The 15,944-nt window shown below is 68.2% G+C and carries 16 protein-coding genes and 1 pseudogene; 11 read left to right on the forward strand and 6 right to left on the reverse strand.

Going from position 1 to position 15,944, the window contains the following annotated elements:
- Positions 1–40 precede the first annotated feature (40 nt).
- From ML5_RS21825 to ML5_RS21835, 3 genes are all read left to right on the forward strand, one after another.
- Positions 41–1,570 (forward strand): tetratricopeptide repeat protein, encoded by a 1,530-nt coding sequence (locus ML5_RS21825; protein WP_013476199.1) that lies wholly within the window; start codon positions 41–43, stop codon positions 1,568–1,570.
- A gap of 96 nt (positions 1,571–1,666) precedes the next feature.
- Positions 1,667–2,662, forward strand: coding sequence for a hypothetical protein (locus ML5_RS21830; protein WP_013476200.1), 996 nt, complete (start codon positions 1,667–1,669; stop codon positions 2,660–2,662).
- A gap of 92 nt (positions 2,663–2,754) precedes the next feature.
- The gene (locus tag ML5_RS21835) at positions 2,755–3,093 is read left to right on the forward strand and encodes a hypothetical protein (protein WP_013287181.1); all 339 of its coding nucleotides are present in this window, start codon (positions 2,755–2,757) and stop codon (positions 3,091–3,093) included.
- Positions 3,094–3,307: 214 nt separating this feature from the next.
- Here ML5_RS21835 and ML5_RS21840 read toward each other — a convergent pair whose 3' ends face one another.
- Both ML5_RS21840 and ML5_RS31270 read right to left on the reverse strand, forming a co-directional pair.
- Positions 3,308–3,631 carry a pentapeptide repeat-containing protein gene (locus tag ML5_RS21840; protein WP_049794834.1) on the reverse strand — a complete coding sequence of 108 codons (324 nt, stop codon included), beginning with the start codon at positions 3,629–3,631 and terminating at the stop codon, positions 3,308–3,310.
- 133 nt (positions 3,632–3,764) lie between these two features.
- A complete protein-coding gene (locus tag ML5_RS31270) occupies positions 3,765–4,211 on the reverse strand; it encodes a hypothetical protein (RefSeq protein ID WP_049800118.1) in 447 nt (148 codons plus the stop codon).
- On the opposite strand from ML5_RS31270, the gene ML5_RS21850 reads away from it, so the two are divergent.
- The 6 genes from ML5_RS21850 to ML5_RS21875 all read left to right on the forward strand — a co-directional run bounded on the left by ML5_RS21850 (position 4,177) and on the right by ML5_RS21875 (position 10,415).
- Entirely contained in the window at positions 4,177–5,487 is a 1,311-nt protein-coding gene (locus tag ML5_RS21850; RefSeq protein WP_236619263.1) for a DUF808 domain-containing protein, read from the forward strand. The genes ML5_RS31270 and ML5_RS21850 overlap by 35 nt on opposite strands.
- Positions 5,488–5,850: 363 nt before the next feature.
- Positions 5,851–7,224, forward strand: a complete 1,374-nt coding sequence (locus ML5_RS21855) for a DUF4303 domain-containing protein (RefSeq protein WP_013476202.1) — start codon at positions 5,851–5,853, stop codon at positions 7,222–7,224.
- Positions 7,225–7,731: 507 nt separating this feature from the next.
- A complete protein-coding gene (locus tag ML5_RS32960) occupies positions 7,732–8,214 on the forward strand; it encodes an HAD domain-containing protein (RefSeq protein WP_369752301.1) in 483 nt (160 codons plus the stop codon).
- Between the two features lie 151 nt (positions 8,215–8,365).
- Entirely contained in the window at positions 8,366–9,007 is a 642-nt protein-coding gene (locus ML5_RS21865) for a hypothetical protein (protein ID WP_041784251.1), read from the forward strand.
- A 530-nt stretch (positions 9,008–9,537) separates the two neighbouring features.
- Complete coding sequence (locus ML5_RS32610; RefSeq protein WP_013476205.1) at positions 9,538–9,864, forward strand: hypothetical protein; 327 nt, start codon at positions 9,538–9,540, stop codon at positions 9,862–9,864.
- Positions 9,852–10,415 (forward strand): dihydrofolate reductase family protein, encoded by a 564-nt coding sequence (locus ML5_RS21875; protein WP_013287174.1) that lies wholly within the window; start codon positions 9,852–9,854, stop codon positions 10,413–10,415. The genes ML5_RS32610 and ML5_RS21875 overlap by 13 nt, the downstream gene beginning before the upstream one ends.
- A gap of 91 nt (positions 10,416–10,506) precedes the next feature.
- Here the strand turns inward: ML5_RS21875 and ML5_RS21880 are convergent.
- Together ML5_RS21880 and metK are read right to left on the reverse strand one after the other, a co-directional pair.
- Positions 10,507–11,204: pseudogene (locus ML5_RS21880) on the reverse strand (response regulator).
- 49 nt (positions 11,205–11,253) lie between these two features.
- The gene (gene metK / locus ML5_RS21885) at positions 11,254–12,444 is read right to left on the reverse strand and encodes a methionine adenosyltransferase (RefSeq protein WP_013476206.1); all 1,191 of its coding nucleotides are present in this window, start codon (positions 12,442–12,444) and stop codon (positions 11,254–11,256) included.
- A 142-nt stretch (positions 12,445–12,586) separates the two neighbouring features.
- Between metK and rfbB the strand changes: the two genes are divergently transcribed.
- A complete protein-coding gene (gene rfbB / locus ML5_RS21890) occupies positions 12,587–13,576 on the forward strand; it encodes a dTDP-glucose 4,6-dehydratase (protein ID WP_013287172.1) in 990 nt (329 codons plus the stop codon).
- Between the two features lie 58 nt (positions 13,577–13,634).
- Here rfbB and rfbA read toward each other — a convergent pair whose 3' ends face one another.
- Positions 13,635–14,507 (reverse strand): glucose-1-phosphate thymidylyltransferase RfbA, encoded by an 873-nt coding sequence (gene rfbA / locus ML5_RS21895; RefSeq protein ID WP_013287171.1) that lies wholly within the window; start codon positions 14,505–14,507, stop codon positions 13,635–13,637.
- Between the two features lie 16 nt (positions 14,508–14,523).
- Entirely contained in the window at positions 14,524–15,303 is a 780-nt protein-coding gene (locus ML5_RS21900; protein WP_013287170.1) for a cyclase family protein, read from the reverse strand.
- 153 nt (positions 15,304–15,456) lie between these two features.
- Between ML5_RS21900 and ML5_RS21905 the strand changes: the two genes are divergently transcribed.
- Positions 15,457–15,897: a nuclear transport factor 2 family protein gene (locus tag ML5_RS21905; RefSeq protein ID WP_013287169.1), complete on the forward strand. Its 441-nt coding sequence runs from the start codon at positions 15,457–15,459 to the stop codon at positions 15,895–15,897.
- Positions 15,898–15,944: the final 47 nt, after the last annotated feature.

The following is a 15,944-nucleotide window of genomic DNA, read 5'->3' on the forward strand; positions in this document are numbered from 1 at the left end:
GGGGACGCGGGTTGACGCTTCGCTGCGCCAGGTCGGGGCGGTGGTCGATGAGGCGGTGGAGCTGTCGCGCGCTGGTCGTTTCGACGATGCGGTCGAGACGGGCCGCCGGGCTGTGGAGATGTTGTCTGGCTTGACAGCACGGGACCGTGGCACGGTTCTGCCCACTCTCGTCCTGGCATGCAGCAACCTGTCCTATTACTTGTCGGACGCTGGCCGGCCGACGGAGGCGCTGGAGTGTGCGGAGGAGGCGGTCCGGCTGGCCCGGGAGCTTTACGCCATCGACCGCCGTCACGAGGAGCAGCTCGCGGAGGCCCTGGACGCGCTCGCCAGGCGACTTATGAGTTGTGGCCGAACGCCGGAGGCGCTGACTGCTGGCCGTGAGGCGTTGGCGTTGATGGACGTATGTCCTGACGTCCTGCTGTCGCGCCTGCTTGAGCCCTACGCGATGGCGTTGGCGGCGACCGGCCAGCACGCCGAGGCGCTGCAGGTCAGCGACCGTGCCCTGCAGTTGCTGCGCAGGCTGGCTGTGGATCAACCGGTCGGCTCGCAAATGCACGACGCCCTGGGCAGGGTCTTGAGCCTGCACGCGAACCGGCTGTTCGAGGCAGGGCGGTGGGAGGAAGCGGTCGACGTCGGCGCCGAGACGGTTGCGCACTTCCGTGAGTCGATGACGGGCAGCCAGCCGCGGCGTCTCGGCTACCTGGCGACTGCTCTGAAGAACCAGGCGGTTTGTCTGGCGGGAGTACGACGGACGGCGGAGGCTCTGGCGGCGGCCGCGGAGGCGGTCGAACTGAGTCGTGAACTTGTCGCAGCCCAGCCCGAGGTGCATCATCCGCTCCTCGCCTCGTGTCTGGACACGTACGGCGGGCGGCTCAGCGAGATGGACCGGCGGGCGGAGGCCGCGGCCGCGACCGATGAGGCGGTGAAGCTGTATCGCGCTCTGGCCGCTGTCGACCGGGCGGTATACCTGTCGAGGCTGGCCGAGGCGGTGGGCAATCAGGGAGCCGTCACCGAGGATCGACAGGCCAGCCTCGCCCTTACGACAGAGGCAGTGCAGTTGCGTCGGGAACTCGTTGCGGACAACCGGGCCGGACACCTGCGGGACCTGGCGCTGTCGCTGTTGAACCTGGCTAACGGCCTGGCCAGGTCCGGCCGGCTCGACGAGGCCCTGGCCGTTGGCGAGGAGACCCTTGAACTGCAGCGTGAGGTAGCGACGGTCGACCGGCCTGCAATCCTGTCGCGACACGCGGAGATGCTGCGGCGGCAGGCGGTGTGGCTGGACGACGCCGGCCGTACGGTCCAGGCGCTGGCGCTCGGCGAGGAAGCGATCGCGGTCGCTCGCGAGGCCGTCGCCGGTAACCGGGCCGCCAATCTCAAGATTTTGTCGTATGCGCTGGAGGATCAGGCGGCACGGCTCGAGAAACTGTCCGGTCGCGGATCGCGGCAGACGCGACGGCCCGGGGGCACGCCAAGCTTCAGCAAGAAGAAGGCGCGCCGTGCGCAGGTGATGGCGCGCGAGGCGCAGGAGTTGTGGGCGGAGTACCAGCAAGGTGCGTCGGCCTCCGGCTAAGCGACGCCACAGCGTGCGTCATCGCGTGGTGGTTCCGGAGCGGCCGTTCGGTGCGGTCGGGAAGATCCTGTCGGATCCGCTGCCTAGGGTCAGCGCATGTACTTCGTGTGCCGTTGGCGAGAGGATTCTCCATACAGTAAGCGCGTTGTCACCCTGCCTGATGCGAACGTGCTCGACTGGTTTCGCCGCGGCTGGAAGCACGACGACCCGACGGGGTGGATCGACAGTGAGCTGGGCGGCGATGTGTACGGCTTGGAGTCGATCTTTGAGGCGGCCGGGGAGCGTAACCTGCCGCCGCCGGAGTCGGTGGACGAGCTGCGGCAGCTGCTGACCGAGTACCTGTGGGTGGAGGGCGACGACAAGGGCGACTTCATTCGGCTCGGTGAGCACGCCCTGAGGGTTCGCACCGATGACGACGAGGTGGATCTCGCGTACTACTTCGTCGATGACGACGCGGCGTCTGCCTCACCTGACCGGCTCGCGTTCCTCCTGCACGACACGTGGCCGCTGCCCACCGGCGCGGGCGGGTCGGAGACCGTCTTCCGCCACAGCGTTCCCGTCCGCAGCGTCCGGCTCGCCCCGCCCGGCACGGACTGCACCTTCTCGGTCCGCCTGTGCTGGCAGTCGCCTGACCTATACCGGAACCTGGATCTGACCGGTGCCATCCAGTTTCCCGGCGTGAGCCTGCCGGACCTCGCCACCCACCTGGCCGTCGATGGCCCCGGCAGCCACCGATGGCCACACGACATCCGGCTGCTACGGGCGCTTGTCGCTCCCGGGGAACACGATATGGGTCGGGCATTGGAGCGCTACGCCCAGCTGCCAGGTTACGCCCCATCACCTGCCAGTCTCGACCGAGCCCCCGCGCATGAAGCCGTTCTTCAGGAGATAACCGACCTGCTGCACACGGAGCGTCTCGCCGAATCGCTGATACGGCTGGATGCGCACATCGCGCAGGTCGCCCGATACATCGACGGCTTCTTCGGGTTCGACCAGTGGATCCTGTTCGACAATCGCTGGGCGGCGACCCATCCCGAGCTGGCACGCTCGCTGCTGCGCTACGCCGCTCACTGGGACCCCTACGAGAAATAGCTACGGGCGCGGGTCGTCGTGATCATCGAGGGGGTTGCCGGGTGAACATTTCGTGGAGTGCTACGTCTCCGACGACAGGGACGTTCGCAGCGGTGGAGCGCTCGGGCATCGCTGGCCTCATCGAGCGGTTCGATGGACTGCGGACCCAGGGGCGCGGGTACGTCGAAGTGCGGGCCGGCGATGTTTTCCCTGTGCTCACGCTCGGGTTCACGGAGTCCGCGGCGGTCGTCCATCTGATGACAGGCGAGGACGCCATATCCCTGCTGGCCGCCGACGAACCTGCGAGCATGAATGCGCAGGTACTGGTGCTGGACGACCTGGTCGAGTTCGCCGCGGACTTCATTCTCGACCTCGAAGGCGCCTGGCAGGTCGTCGAGGAGTTCGTCCGGACGGGCGACCCTGGCCGGGCAGGAGGATGGCGTGAGTTGTAGTGACGGCCATCGCGGATGGCGTCCACGCGCTGGCGTCACGGCCAAGCCAGCACGAGATTGCTGAGCCCTTACTCAATCCGTTCTAGGCCGTCAAACGCCACCCAACGATGCGCACGGTCCAGCAACAGGGCCAGCTAGCTGGGGTAGCGCGGTTAGGCGGGTGAACGCGATGACAGCTCGGTGGCCCAACATCAACTGGACGTAACCCCGGAATCTAGAGATCGTTCGGCCACCCAATGACGCGCTCGGCGGTGACGCCTCGAAGGTCGGCTCCGTCCCACCGTGCCCCGGTGACGTCCGTGCGTCCGTACTCCGGATCGTGCGTCCTGACGTAGCCGAACCGCGCGTAGGACAGGTCGGTGTCACGCAGGTCGGCGCCCCGCAGATCGCAGCCGGCAAAGCTGACACCGCGAAGAGACGCGCCCCGAAGGTCGGCGCCACGGAAGTCACACAACTTGAACGAGTGCCCATCCAGGGTGCGGTGCCGAAGATCGCGACCCGCGAACGATTGCCTCGTCGCGCGGAGCGGGGTGCTCACCCGCGAACCGTAGCGTGGTCGCCCGTCGCCGAACCAGCGGTTTCTGCCCACTCACTTGCGGGGCAGTCCGTAGCGCAGGACCGCTACTTCGCCCGCACGTCGTGACGCGCGGGCGCCAACCCGAGCTTGACCGTTAGTCGTAGACCTCAGGCCGCCACAGAGTCTCTTCTCTGCGATCCGCCTCCGGCGGAGCCTGAAGCAACGGATGATCTCGTAACGGGCTGCGGTAGACCTCCAGTTTGTGTTCCGGCTGTGCGTTCCGTAGGGCGGCCACGAGGTCTCCGAGTTCCTCGACGACGGCGATGATCTGCTCCTCGCTGTAGCGGGCAGGGGCGTTGGTCTTCTCTTCGGCTGGCGTGTGCTGGTGCCGTTCGGCGTGTTCGCGTTCTGCCTGGGTCTCGGCGATCCAGCCGGCAACGACGCCTGGGTCGGCGTCGGCGTCGAGCGCCGCCCGGTAGCGCGCCAGTTTGGCGTCGCACCCGGCGATTGTGGGTCCTTCGAGCGCCGTCGGGGCGGCGGTGGGCGCTGCCGCAAGTGTGGCCAAGTTGCTCGCCGAACACGGTCGCATCGAGGAGGCCATCGGCCTGCACCGCAAACGCCTGGACGCCGGCAACGAACTCGCCGCCGGAGACCTCGCCGAACTGCTCGCCGAACACGGCCTTACCCGCGAACTGGAGGCAGAAGTACACGCAGGTACTTCTACGGCCACGTACTGGGTCGAGCTCTCGCCCGATATAAGACCCGGGCGGCGGCGTGCCGCGCGCAAGGACCTGAGCGAGAATGGGCCAGTTCGAACTCTGCGCAACCCTGGAAGGACCCCTCCCTTGGCCGGTGGACTCGTAGCCCTGCTGGATGACGTGGCGGTGCTGGCCCGAGCCGCTGCCGCGTCGATCGATGACATCGGGGCGGCCGCCGCGAAGGCCGGCGCCAAGGCTGCGGGCGTCGTCGTCGACGATGCTGCCGTCACGCCGCAGTACGTACGGAGCCTGGCGGCCGAGCGTGAGTTGCCGATTATCAAGCGCATTGCCCTGGGGTCGCTGCGCAACAAGTTCTTCATCATCCTGCCGGCGGTGCTGCTGCTCAGTCAGTTCGTGCCCTGGCTGCTCACTCCGATCCTCATGCTCGGCGGCGCCTACCTCTGTTACGAAGGCGCGGAGAAGGTGTGGGCCAAGATCGCCCATCACGATGCCCACGGCGCGGGCGAGGAGAAGGTGCAGGACGAGACGACACTGGTGTCCGGGGCGGTACGGACCGACCTGATCCTCTCGGCGGAGATCATGGTCATCACCCTGAACGAGGTGATCGATGAGGCGTTCTGGTCCCGCCTGGCGATCCTGGCTGTCGTCGCCGTCGTCATAACCGTCCTGGTGTACGGCGTGGTGGCCCTGATCGTAAAGATGGACGACGCCGGACTGCGCCTGTCGCAACGTTCCGGCGCCGTCGCCACGTTCGGCCGCGGTCTGGTGAGGGCGATGCCGGTAGTCCTTACCGTGCTGACGGTGGTCGGCACCGCGGCGATGCTGTGGGTGGGCGGGCACATCCTGCTGCTGGGCACGAACGAGCTGAATCTGCACTTCCTGTACGAGGCCGTGCACCACGTGGAGGTCGCCGCCCACGACGCCACGGGTGTTCTCGGTGGGCTCGTCGGCTGGCTCGTCAACACGGTGGCCAGCGCGATCCTCGGGCTGATCGTCGGGGCGCTGGTCGTGCTGGTCATGACTCTCACGCTCCACCGCCGCAAATCCAAGCCTGCGACTGCGGCGGCCACGACTCGTACTGACGGCATCATCCCCGCTCCGCCGAGCCGTGCAGCTCAGCGTCGCGACGCTCCTGTGGACCGAGCGCCGCGTGGGTGACCGCAAAATCATCGCAATTCGACCACGGGGTCAGGCGTTCTGGTGCTGAACCGCTCAGTACTCCAGCCGCACCTGGTGGAGTCAGAGTCTTCGCTGGTAGTGGGCCGATCTGGCGCGGTATTGGTGTCGTCGTCGCCATCGTGACCTACCGACACAAAGACCGCGCCCTCGGCCGCGTTCCCGCAGCCACCAAGACCAACGACTAACTGACTCCACGCGCGCCTACTGCCCGCATCCCGAGCGATGCAAGACCAGGCCAGGGCGCTACCAACATCGGGTTCGGCCCGGGCGGTTCTCGGGCCGGACGGGATTGGCGGGGCAGCCATCGGGGAGGGGAGCGGCCGTGTCGGGCAGGATAGCGGGGTGGCGGTGGGCTTGGACTGGGCGAGCTTCGAGCGCGTGCTGGTAGACGCCCTGGTGCAAGCCGTCCGGTCGACCATCGCCGAACATCCTGACGAGCGGTTCTACGCCGCGGCGTTGGACCGGATCTACCGCGAGACCGATGACCAGATCAGCCTGCCCAGCCTCGCGATGAACAGTGTCGAAGCGTTGGCGCAGCTTCCCGCCGAGGAGCAGACGGATGTGCGGTGGAACGCCGCCGACTGGGACCACTACGACGACGAGTGGCTCGCCGAGGACCTGACCCGGGATTGGGAACGGCAGCTGACCGCGGAGGCCTGCCGAGGGACGACCCGGCAGTGGGAGGCGACGTTCCGCCGGTACCTGTCGATGCTCGTGCGCGTGTGTAAGCGAGCCAGGGTCGCACTTCGCACCAGCGGCGTCACCGACCGGGACTTCGTGGTGCTGCTGCTCGACGACGAGTACCACGAGACGCTGATCAAACGCGTCCTCACCGAACGTGAGGTGAGCCGGCACATCCCTGAGTACGACCAGCGGGCGGTCGTGATGGCCCGGGTCGCCGCACTACCGGAGGCCGAACGCGCCGCGTACTACGTCGCCCGGCTGGACGCGTTTGACGGCCCGATCAGCGGCGAGGACGCCCAGGTGGCGCTGCGTGATCTCGGGCTGGCCGCGTTTCCCGCCTTGATCCCCCTGCTCTCTGCCAAGGACCGGGCGTGGCGGGCCGCCAAGCTGCTAGCCGACATCGGCCAACCCGACGGCGGCGTCCTGCGGGCACTGCACGAGGCGCTGACCGAGCGGGAAGGACCGGACCAGTCGTGGGCGGGCCGTGCGCTGGCGCGGCTGGGCCGCCTCGATCTCGTGCTCGACCAGATCCACCGTCTTCCGCAGGAGGTTGTGATCACCGCCGTCGCCGCCCCGTACACCAGCTTCCGCAACCAGGCGGTCATCGCACGGCGGTTGGACTACCGGCCCTTGCAGGACGTCATCGAGCGCCGGCCGGCGTATGTGCCGGCGCTGGCCGAGGAGCTCAAGCCAGGGCGGGGGTACTGCGACATCACCGTCGGCGAGGTCGACGAAGCGATCCGCGGACTGGCCTCGCCGTACGTCGTCATCCGCCGGCACGCGGTGTGCGTGCTCGGCGAATGGCGTCTCGGTGCCGCCGTCGCGAGGCAGGTCCTTCCGCTATTCGGACAGACGGTCAGCCAGGACCCGGACGCCACCGTGCGACGGCTGGCGATCCTTTCCCTGCGTGGCTGGCGCAAGGAGTCTTACCGGCACGCGAACGTGATCAGCGAGGCGCTCAACGACCCAAACGAAGACGTCCGCGAAACCGCCGCCTACTGGCTACGGGAACAGAACGGGCGACCCGCGTGACCGCGTATGTGCTCACGTGGGGTGGGCAGCCGTTGGCGCGCCCATGCCTGGCTGCCGCGACCAACTCGTGAGAGCTGCTGAATCGCGACCTGGCCCTCGCGGACGTCGGACAAGCAATGACCCCCACCATGGGGTGGAGCCGGGTTGAGCTGCCGGACCGTGAAGGAGCGTTAATTAGTGGACGAACGGACCCGCGAACTTCTTGACGCCGCGGTGCGCGAACAGCTTGACACTCACAGCCGGGTTCTACCGCCATGGCGAGCGCACCCGGAGATCGAGCGGTACAGCATCGGCTGGCGCATGGGCTACGGAGAATGGCACCTGATGCTCTGGTGGCACTGGTGGGAGTCCGCCCCCATGGACCAGGCGGCGCGGATCGCGTACTTCCAGGCTGACGAGCCGCCGCACCAGTGGCTGGACTGGGCCGCGGACCAGATCTGGCCGGATGAGGACTTCGGTGAGGCGAGCGTACGCCGCCTCGCCGCACACGGGATCGGTACGCGTCCGCTGTTGTTCCTGGACGTGGACGGAACACTCCTGCCGTTCGCCGGCGCCGCGCTTCAGATGGACGACGAACCCAACCCGTTGCTGGCCGGACTCAGCCCTGAACACGGCCGTCGCCTGGCCGCGTTGCCGTGCGACATGGTCTGGGCCACGACCTGGATGGCCGAAGCGAACGAGGTACTCGCGCCGCGGCTCGGTCTGCCTCAGCTGCCCATCGTCGACTGGCCGGACGAAGATGACGACGACGGTCGGCTGCACTGGAAGACCCGCCACCTCGTCGAATGGGCCGCGGGACGCCGGTTCGTCTGGGTCGACGACGAGATTACCGACGCCGACCGGTCCTGGGTGGCCGCGAACCACAGCTCTCCCGCGCTCCTGCATCGTGTCAACCCACGCCATGGCCTCACCGATGCGGACTACAACACCATCGCAGGATGGCTGATGAAAGACGGCTCCACATGCATGAACGAGGAGACCACGTCCTAGGACGCTCTAGAGGGTGTGCCAGCGACCTCAGGCTCCAGTCGGTTGTCGTGTCGCTGAGTAACCGCGGTGGCCCGCCCCATGATCGCCGCCGATGCGTCCGGCGACTCGGCCCGCACCATCGCCCGGCAGTAGCGGGCCACCGTCCGCCGAGATGTTCCGGCACCTCGACCGCATCGATCCCTGGCTGAAGCGCATGGACCCTGCCGGGCCGCACGAACGCCCCCAGGAGCGCAGCACGCTGAGCCGCGACAACAAGGAGATGCATCCGTACCAGCTCAGCCAGGCTGCCTGGCAGGCCCTCTCGCACGCCGTCGACCACCTGCACTGCCTGCGCACCGTCCTGAAAGACGCGCACGTCATGCACATGTACGCCCCGTACTCGCTGGCCCGAGCCGCCTTGGAGAACGCAAGCGCTGCGGTATGGCTGCTCGCGCCGGACGACCGGGCCGAGCGAGTCCGCCGGCGGTTGCGCTTCGCTGCTCTGGACATCAAGGGCGGCGAGGCGGTCAGGGAACTGCTCGGTGCGCCGGAGGGACGCAAACCCGCGGAGGCCCGCATAGAGCAGCTGCGCGAAATCGCGCGGCGGAGAGGTGTCGATCCGAAGACCGCTGTGCGCCGGCTGACGTACGGGAAATCGTCGAAGCAGCTGGCGACACCATGCCGGGCGGCAGAGTGCCGTTCGTGCTCACGTGGAAGATGTGCAGCGCTATCGCCCACGGCGACTCTTGGGCCACGATCAACGTGGTCAGCCAGGAGGAGATCCCGGGCGCACCCTCTGGCCTCGCCCACCTGAAGATCACCGCGGACCCGAAGACGTTGTTCTTCGCCGTGTTCTTCGCCGTCTCGATGACCGCCGCCGGCTGGCGCCTGTACGACGATCGGTCGCGCCGCATTCGCACTCAGCGCGACGTCACCCTGAGTGTGGGAACCGTAGAGACGCAGAGGACGGCGAGGGGTTGGCGTTCGCCTCCGCCCCGGCTGACTGCCCGCGGGTGGTCTGCGGTCAGGTCGGTGGCCTCGTGTGCTGGTCGACGCCAGCCGGGGCACCAGTTGCCGTGCTTTTGGCCCTGTGCTGGGCCATGGCCTGGGCTCAGCGTGCATCCTCGCCGGGTAGGTGGGGTCGTCGGGCCCGCTTGGCTTGCAGGGTGGCGGACGCGGGAAGTTTGACAGGTAGGGCAGCGGCTGTCGGATTCGGGCAGGGGCGTTCGTAGTCAGTGTGAGGGACAGCCTACGAGGGTGCTGTCGCGGTCACAGGAGGTGATGGGTGATGCGCCCGTGCGTCAAGGTCCGCTGCATGTTCGATCTCGTCGGCCCATTGCCACCGTGATCTTCTCCGAGGTGCCGAACGAGGCGTTCCTGGCCCTCGGTATGCGCGACTGCTGGGGCGGCTACTTCGCGGGCCGGGCCGCGCTGCTGGGGCTGGCACCGGCGCAGGTGATGCACGCGGTTTTCGGCAATGTGCGGGTGGCCGATCGGCCTTGCCACCTGGGCCGCGGTCAGCGCGCCGACCGCGGGCCGGGCTCTGTTTGCCGGCTCCGGGCGCTGGCTGGGCCGGAGGAGCCGGTGGCCCGGCTCCAGGCGTTCACCACGCTGATGAGCGTCCAGGCTGTTGCGGTTGATCATCGAGAGGTAGGGACATGGCAAAGCTGATTTACGTGAATAACGTGTCGCTTGACGGCTACATGGAGGACGAACGCGGCGCGTTCGCCTGGTTGCCGATGGACGACGAACTATTCGTTCTCTACACCGATCTCCTGCGGTCCGTGGGCACGTTCCTCTACGGGCGGCGGCTGTACGAGGCGATGGCCGTCTGGGAGACCGACGCCGCTCTGGCCGCGCAGTCCGATCTCATGGCCGACTTCGCAAGCGCCTGGCAGGCAGCGAGAAAGGTCGTGTACTCCACGACTCTCGCCGCGGTGTCGACCGCAGACACCCGACTCGAACGCCGCTTCGACCCCGAGGCGGTACACGAACTGAAGGCCACGGCCAGCAGCGATCTCACCGTTGGAGGTGCAAACCTCGCGGCGCAGGCTCTTGAGGCCGGGCTGGTCGACGAGTGCCAGCTGTTCGTCTGGCCCGTGGTCGTCGGCGGGGGAAAGCCGGGCCTGCCGACCGGCATGCGCGTCGACCTCGAGCTCCTCGATGAGCGCCGATTCCGAAACGGCGTCGTACACCTCCGCTACCGCCCTCTCGGGCAGTGAACGACGGCCCTGTCGGATCGCCAGCGCTTGCATGACGGCGGAGCGCTGACTACTGATCCGACCGGAGACCTCCCAGAGAAGACCGAAGTGGTCAGCGTTGGTTTCCGCACCTCGAGCCTGCGGGCGCCGACCAGGTGCCGACGCGGCGTGTCTCGTAGGCCCACATCACGATCTCGACGCGGTTGCGGGCGTTGAGCTTGCGCATCAGGGCGGCGATGTGGGTCTTGACGGTGCTGAGGCTGATGGACAGCTCATCGCCGATCTCGCTGTTGGTCCGCCCGCGAGCGGCAGCCAGCAGGACCTGTTCCTCGCGAGCGGTCAGCGGCTCGACAGGTTCAGGTGGCACCGAGCGCGGGCGGCTGTTCGCGAAGGAGGACAGGAGCCTCGCGGTGATGTTCGGTGCGATCAGGGCGTCGCCGCGGGCGGCGGCATGGATGGCCTGGGTGAGCATCTCGGCGCCGGCGTCCTTGAGGAGGAAGCCTCGGGCGCCTGCCTTGAGCGCGCCGTAGACGTACTCGTCGAGGTCGAAGGTGGTGATGATGACGACGGCCAGAGGATCGGCGACGTCGGCCCCGGCGAGCTGGCGGGTGGCTTCGATCCCGTCGACCTCGGGCGCATGCGGATGTCCAGCAGGCACACATCGGGACGTAGCGAACGGGCCATGGAGATCGCCCGGCGGCCGTCGGCGGCGTCGCCGACGACGGCGATGCCCGGTTGGGCGTTCAGGATCATGCAGAGCCCTGCTCTGACGATGTCCTGGTCGTCAGCGACCAGCACGCGGATGGTCATGACGCGCGCGCTGTCCGAGGAAGCGTGGCAGGCTTTCCCGCCGTTGTGTTCAGGCCGCGGCGTCCTTGAGGTCCTGCGCACGATCGGTGTTCTCCCACAGCAGATCGGGCAGTTCCCGGCCGAAGTGGCCATAGACGGCGGTCTGCCGGTAGATCGGGCGGAGCAGGCGCAGGTCGCGGATGATCGCGGCCGGCCGCAGGTCGAACACCTCGTCGATCGCGCGTTCGATCCGGTGCGTCGGGACGTTCTCGGTACCGAACGTGTCCACGAGGAAGCTCACCGGGCGCGCCTTGCCGATCGCGTATGCGATCTGCGTCTCGCAACGCTCGGCCAGGCCGGCCGCCACCACGTTCTTGGCAACCCAGCGCATCGCGTACGCCCCCGAGCGGTCCACCTTGGAGGGGTCCTTGCCGGAGAACGCGCCACCGCCGTGGCGAGCGTATCCGCCGTAGGTGTCGACGATGATCTTGCGGCCGGTCAGGCCTGCGTCGCCCATCGGCCCGCCGATCTCGAATCTACCCGTCGGGTTCACCAGCAGCCGGTAGTCCTCGACGTCCACGCCCAGGCCGGTCAGCTCCGGCTCGATCACGTGTTCGCGCACGTCCGGGGCCAGCAGTGAATCGAGTGAGATGTCCGCGGCGTGCTGGGACGACACCACCACCGTGTGCAGGCGGGCCGGGCGCGAGCCGTCGTACTCGATGGTGACCTGGGTCTTGCCGTCGGGTCGCAGGTAGGGGATCGTCCGATCCTTGCGCGCGGCGGCGAGCCGGCGGGCCAGCCGGTGCGCCAGCGCGATCGGCAGCGGCATCAACTCGGGTGTCTCCGAGCAGGCGTAGCCAAACATCATCCCCTGGTCGCCGGCGCCCTGGGTGTCGAGGGCGTGCACCGAGTCGCCGGCCACCCGCTCGATCGCCCGGTCCACGCCGCGTGCGATGTCGGGCGACTGCGCGCCGATGGAGAGGTTCACGCCGCAGGACAGACCGTCGAAGCCCTTCCGCGACGAGTCGTACCCGATGTTCAGGATGGTGTCCCGGACGATCTGGGGGATGTCCGCGTAGGCCCGCGTGGTCACCTCACCGGCGACGTGGACCTGACCTGTCGTGATCAGCGTCTCCACCGCCACGCGGCTTTGGGGATCCTGCGCGAGCAGGGCGTCGAGGACGGCGTCGCTGATCTGGTCGGCGATCTTGTCCGGGTGGCCTTCGGTCACCGACTCGGAGGTGAAGAGGCGACGTGTCACGGTGCTCCTCGGGGGTGGCGGACTCGGTCGCCGAAGCCTGGCGGCACCGGCTCAAGGAAGGCTCAAGAGCGGGCGGACGATGCGTCCATCGGCGTTCCAGTGATGTCGCGGCCGGGATCGTTAGCGTGCCCGTATGACGACCATGCTGATCACCGGCGGAGCGGGCTTCATCGGCGCGAACTTCGCGCACCACGTCCGCCGATGTCATCCCGGATACCGGATCATCTTGCTGGACGCGCTCACCTACGCAGGGAACCGCAGCTCCCTCCGGCCGATCCTCGATCACATCGAGTTCGTGCACGGCGACGTCCGTGACGCCGAAGTGCTGGATCGGCTGGTCGCGGCCAGCGACACCGTCGTGCACTTCGCGGCCGAATCCCACGTCGACAACTCGCTGCTGGATCCGGCGCCGTTCGTGCAGACGAATCTGGTTGGCACGTTCAACCTGCTCGAGGCGGTACGCCGCTACGATCGGCGGCTACACCACATCTCCACCGACGAGGTATTCGGTGATCTCCCGCTGGACTCCGACGAGCGGTTCACCGAGTTGAGCCGCTACGACCCCTCCAGCCCCTACGCGGCCACGAAGGCCGGCTCCGACATGCTCGTGCGCGCCTGGGTGCGCTCCTACGGGGTGCGAGCCACCATCTCGAACTGCGCGAACAACTACGGTCCCTACCAGCACGTCGAGAAGTTCATCCCCCGGCAGATCACCAACGTCCTCGCCGGCGACCGGCCGAAGGTCTACGGGCGGGGCGACAACGTCCGGGAATGGACCCACGTCGACGACCACAACACGGCGATAGACGCGATCCTGCGGTCCGGCCGGATGGGTGAGACCTACCTCGTCGGCTCCGGGCAGGAATGCGACAACCGACAGATCGTGCGCCTGATCCTCGAGTTGATGGGCCGGCCCGCGGACGACTTCGACTTGGTCACGGACCGCCCCGGGCACGACGCGCGCTATGCCAACGACAGCGACAAGCTGCGGACCGAGCTGGGCTGGAAGCCCCGGTACGCCGATCTCTCCGCCGGCCTGGCCGGCACGATCGACTGGTACCGCCGCAACGGGTGGTGGTGGAAGCCGCAGAAGGACGCGACGGAGGAGCGCTACCGACGACTGGGTCGCTGACCGGCTCCGTCCTGACGCCTGACGGAGCCGGCCCGGGAACGGGCCGGCTCAGGCGTGCTCAGGCCAGCTCACCCGCGATGTCCATCACGTAACGGCCGTAGCTCGAACCAGCCATCGCCTCGCCCAGCCGGTGACAGGCGGCGGCGTCGATCAACCCCATCCGCAGCGCCACCTCCTCGATGCAGGCGATCCGCACGCCCTGCCGGGCCTCCAGCGTGCCGACGTAGAGGCTCGCCTGGAGCAGCGACTCCGGCGTACCGGTGTCCAGCCAGGCGAAGCCCCGGCCGAGGTCGACCAGCCGGGCCCGCCCGCGTTCGAGGTAGACCTGGTTGACGCCCGAGATCTCCAACTCGCCGCGCGGCGACGGTCCGATGTTCTTGGCAATGTTGACGACGTCGTTGTCGTAGAAGTAGAGCCCGGTGACGGCCCGGTTGGAACGTGGCTTCGCCGGCTTCTCCGCGATGGACACGAGTCGGCCGTCCCCGTCGGTCTCGGCCACGCCGTAGCGCTCCGGATCGTGTACCGGGTAGCCGAAGAGGACGCAGCCGTCCACCTCGCGCGCAGTCTCCAGCAACAGGTCGGAGAAGCGCAGCCCGTGGAAGATGTTGTCGCCCAACACGAGGGCGACCTCGTCGTCACCGATGTGGTCGGCGCCGATCAGAAACGCCTCGGCGATGCCGCCCGGGTGCGGCTGCTCGGCGTAGCTCAACCGGAGCCCGAGATGCGCGCCGTCACCCAGCAGCCGCCGGAACTGCACGAGGTCGGCGGGGGTCGAGATGAGCAGGATCTCGGTGATGCCTGCGAGCATGAGCACCGACAGCGGGTAGTAGATCATCGGCTTGTCACCGACCGGCAGCAACTGCTTCGACACGGCCAGCGTCAGCGGTCGCAGCCGGGTTCCGGAGCCGCCGGCAAGGATGATGCCCTTCACTGGTCCACCTCGGTCCTCAGTCGTCGATCAACGCGACGGCGCGCGTCCAGCCGGCACCGGCGCCGGCGATGCGGATGGGGAAGCACGCGACCCGGAAGCCGTACGGCGTGGGTAGCTCGCCCAGGTTGGCCAGGCGCTCGATCTGGCAGTACTCGCGCTCGCGCCCGACCATGTGCGCCGGCCACAGCACCGACCGGTCACCGGTCCTGCGGTAGCGGTCGATGATGTCGCCGAACGGCGCGTCCAGGCTGAACGCGTCGGTGCCGATGACGCGTACCCCCAGGTCGAGCAGCAGCCGGGTGGCGGGCCCGTCGAGGCCCGCGAACCGGGTGAAGTATTCCGGGGTACCCGCCCGGGCGTCGGCACCGGTGTGCAGCAGCACGATGTCCATCGGGTCGGGACGCCGGCCGATGCGCGCGAACTCCTTCTCGATGCGGGCCACGTCGATCACGCCCGTCCCGGCGTCGGTGAGGTCGAGGACCATGCCGGGCCGGAAGAACCAGTCCAGCGGCATGCTGTCGATGTGCCTCGGCGTCCCGTCGCCGTACGTGGTACGGGAACCGTAGTGCGACGGCGCATCGACGTGTGTGCCGGTGTGACTGGTCAGCGAGAGTCGGTCGAGGGACAGGAACTCGCCGTCGGGCAGCTCGTGCGGGTCGAAGTCGACACCGAAGTGCTTGCGCATCTCGGCGCACATGTGTTCGGCGCCCTCGCGCGGGGTGAGCACTTTGTGCACCACCGGGTCGGGCTCGGCAGACGATGCGTCGATCGCTGAGGATAGGTCGATCAGCCGCACACAGCACCTCCGCGGTCGCGTCAGTCGGATGGCCTCGATGCTGCGCGCGGCGGCCGGAACGGCGGTCGAGCGTCGCTTGCGGCCGGAACCAGGGAAGTTCGATGTGTACCGGGCACCGTCGAGCGGAAGCCGAGAAAGCCGATGGAGGACTCCATGCCACTGGACACCGATCAGACCGCGGGTGCGACCCACACGTACGCCCGGGTCCAAGACTTCTACGCCCGGCACATGCACCTGCTCGATGCCGGCGAGGCGGCCGAGTGGGCCGCCATGTTCACTCCGGACGGCGTGTTCGTCCCGCCGTCGGCGCCCGAGCCGATCCGTGGTCGCCAAGCGCTGGAGGCGGGCGTGCGCAGCGCCGCCGCGGCGCTCGCGGACAAGGGTGAACAGGTCAGGCACCTGCTGACGATGGCGGCGGTTGAGCCGCGCGCCGACGGTGTGCTCTTCGTGCGCAGCTACACGCAGGTCGTGGTGACGCCGCAGGGCGGTAAGCCGCGGTTGGACATCATGTGCGTGTGCGAGGACGAACTCGTTGCCGCGGGCGACGAGTTGCTGGTGCGGCACCGTCGGGTCACCCGCGACGACCTCCCCTGAGCGCCGTGGCCGTCGTCGTCGAGCGCGGTGCGAGCGCGGCACCGGCC

It is taken from the genome of Micromonospora sp. L5 (assembly GCF_000177655.2).
Classification (GTDB): Bacteria; Actinomycetota; Actinomycetes; order Mycobacteriales; family Micromonosporaceae; genus Micromonospora; species Micromonospora aurantiaca.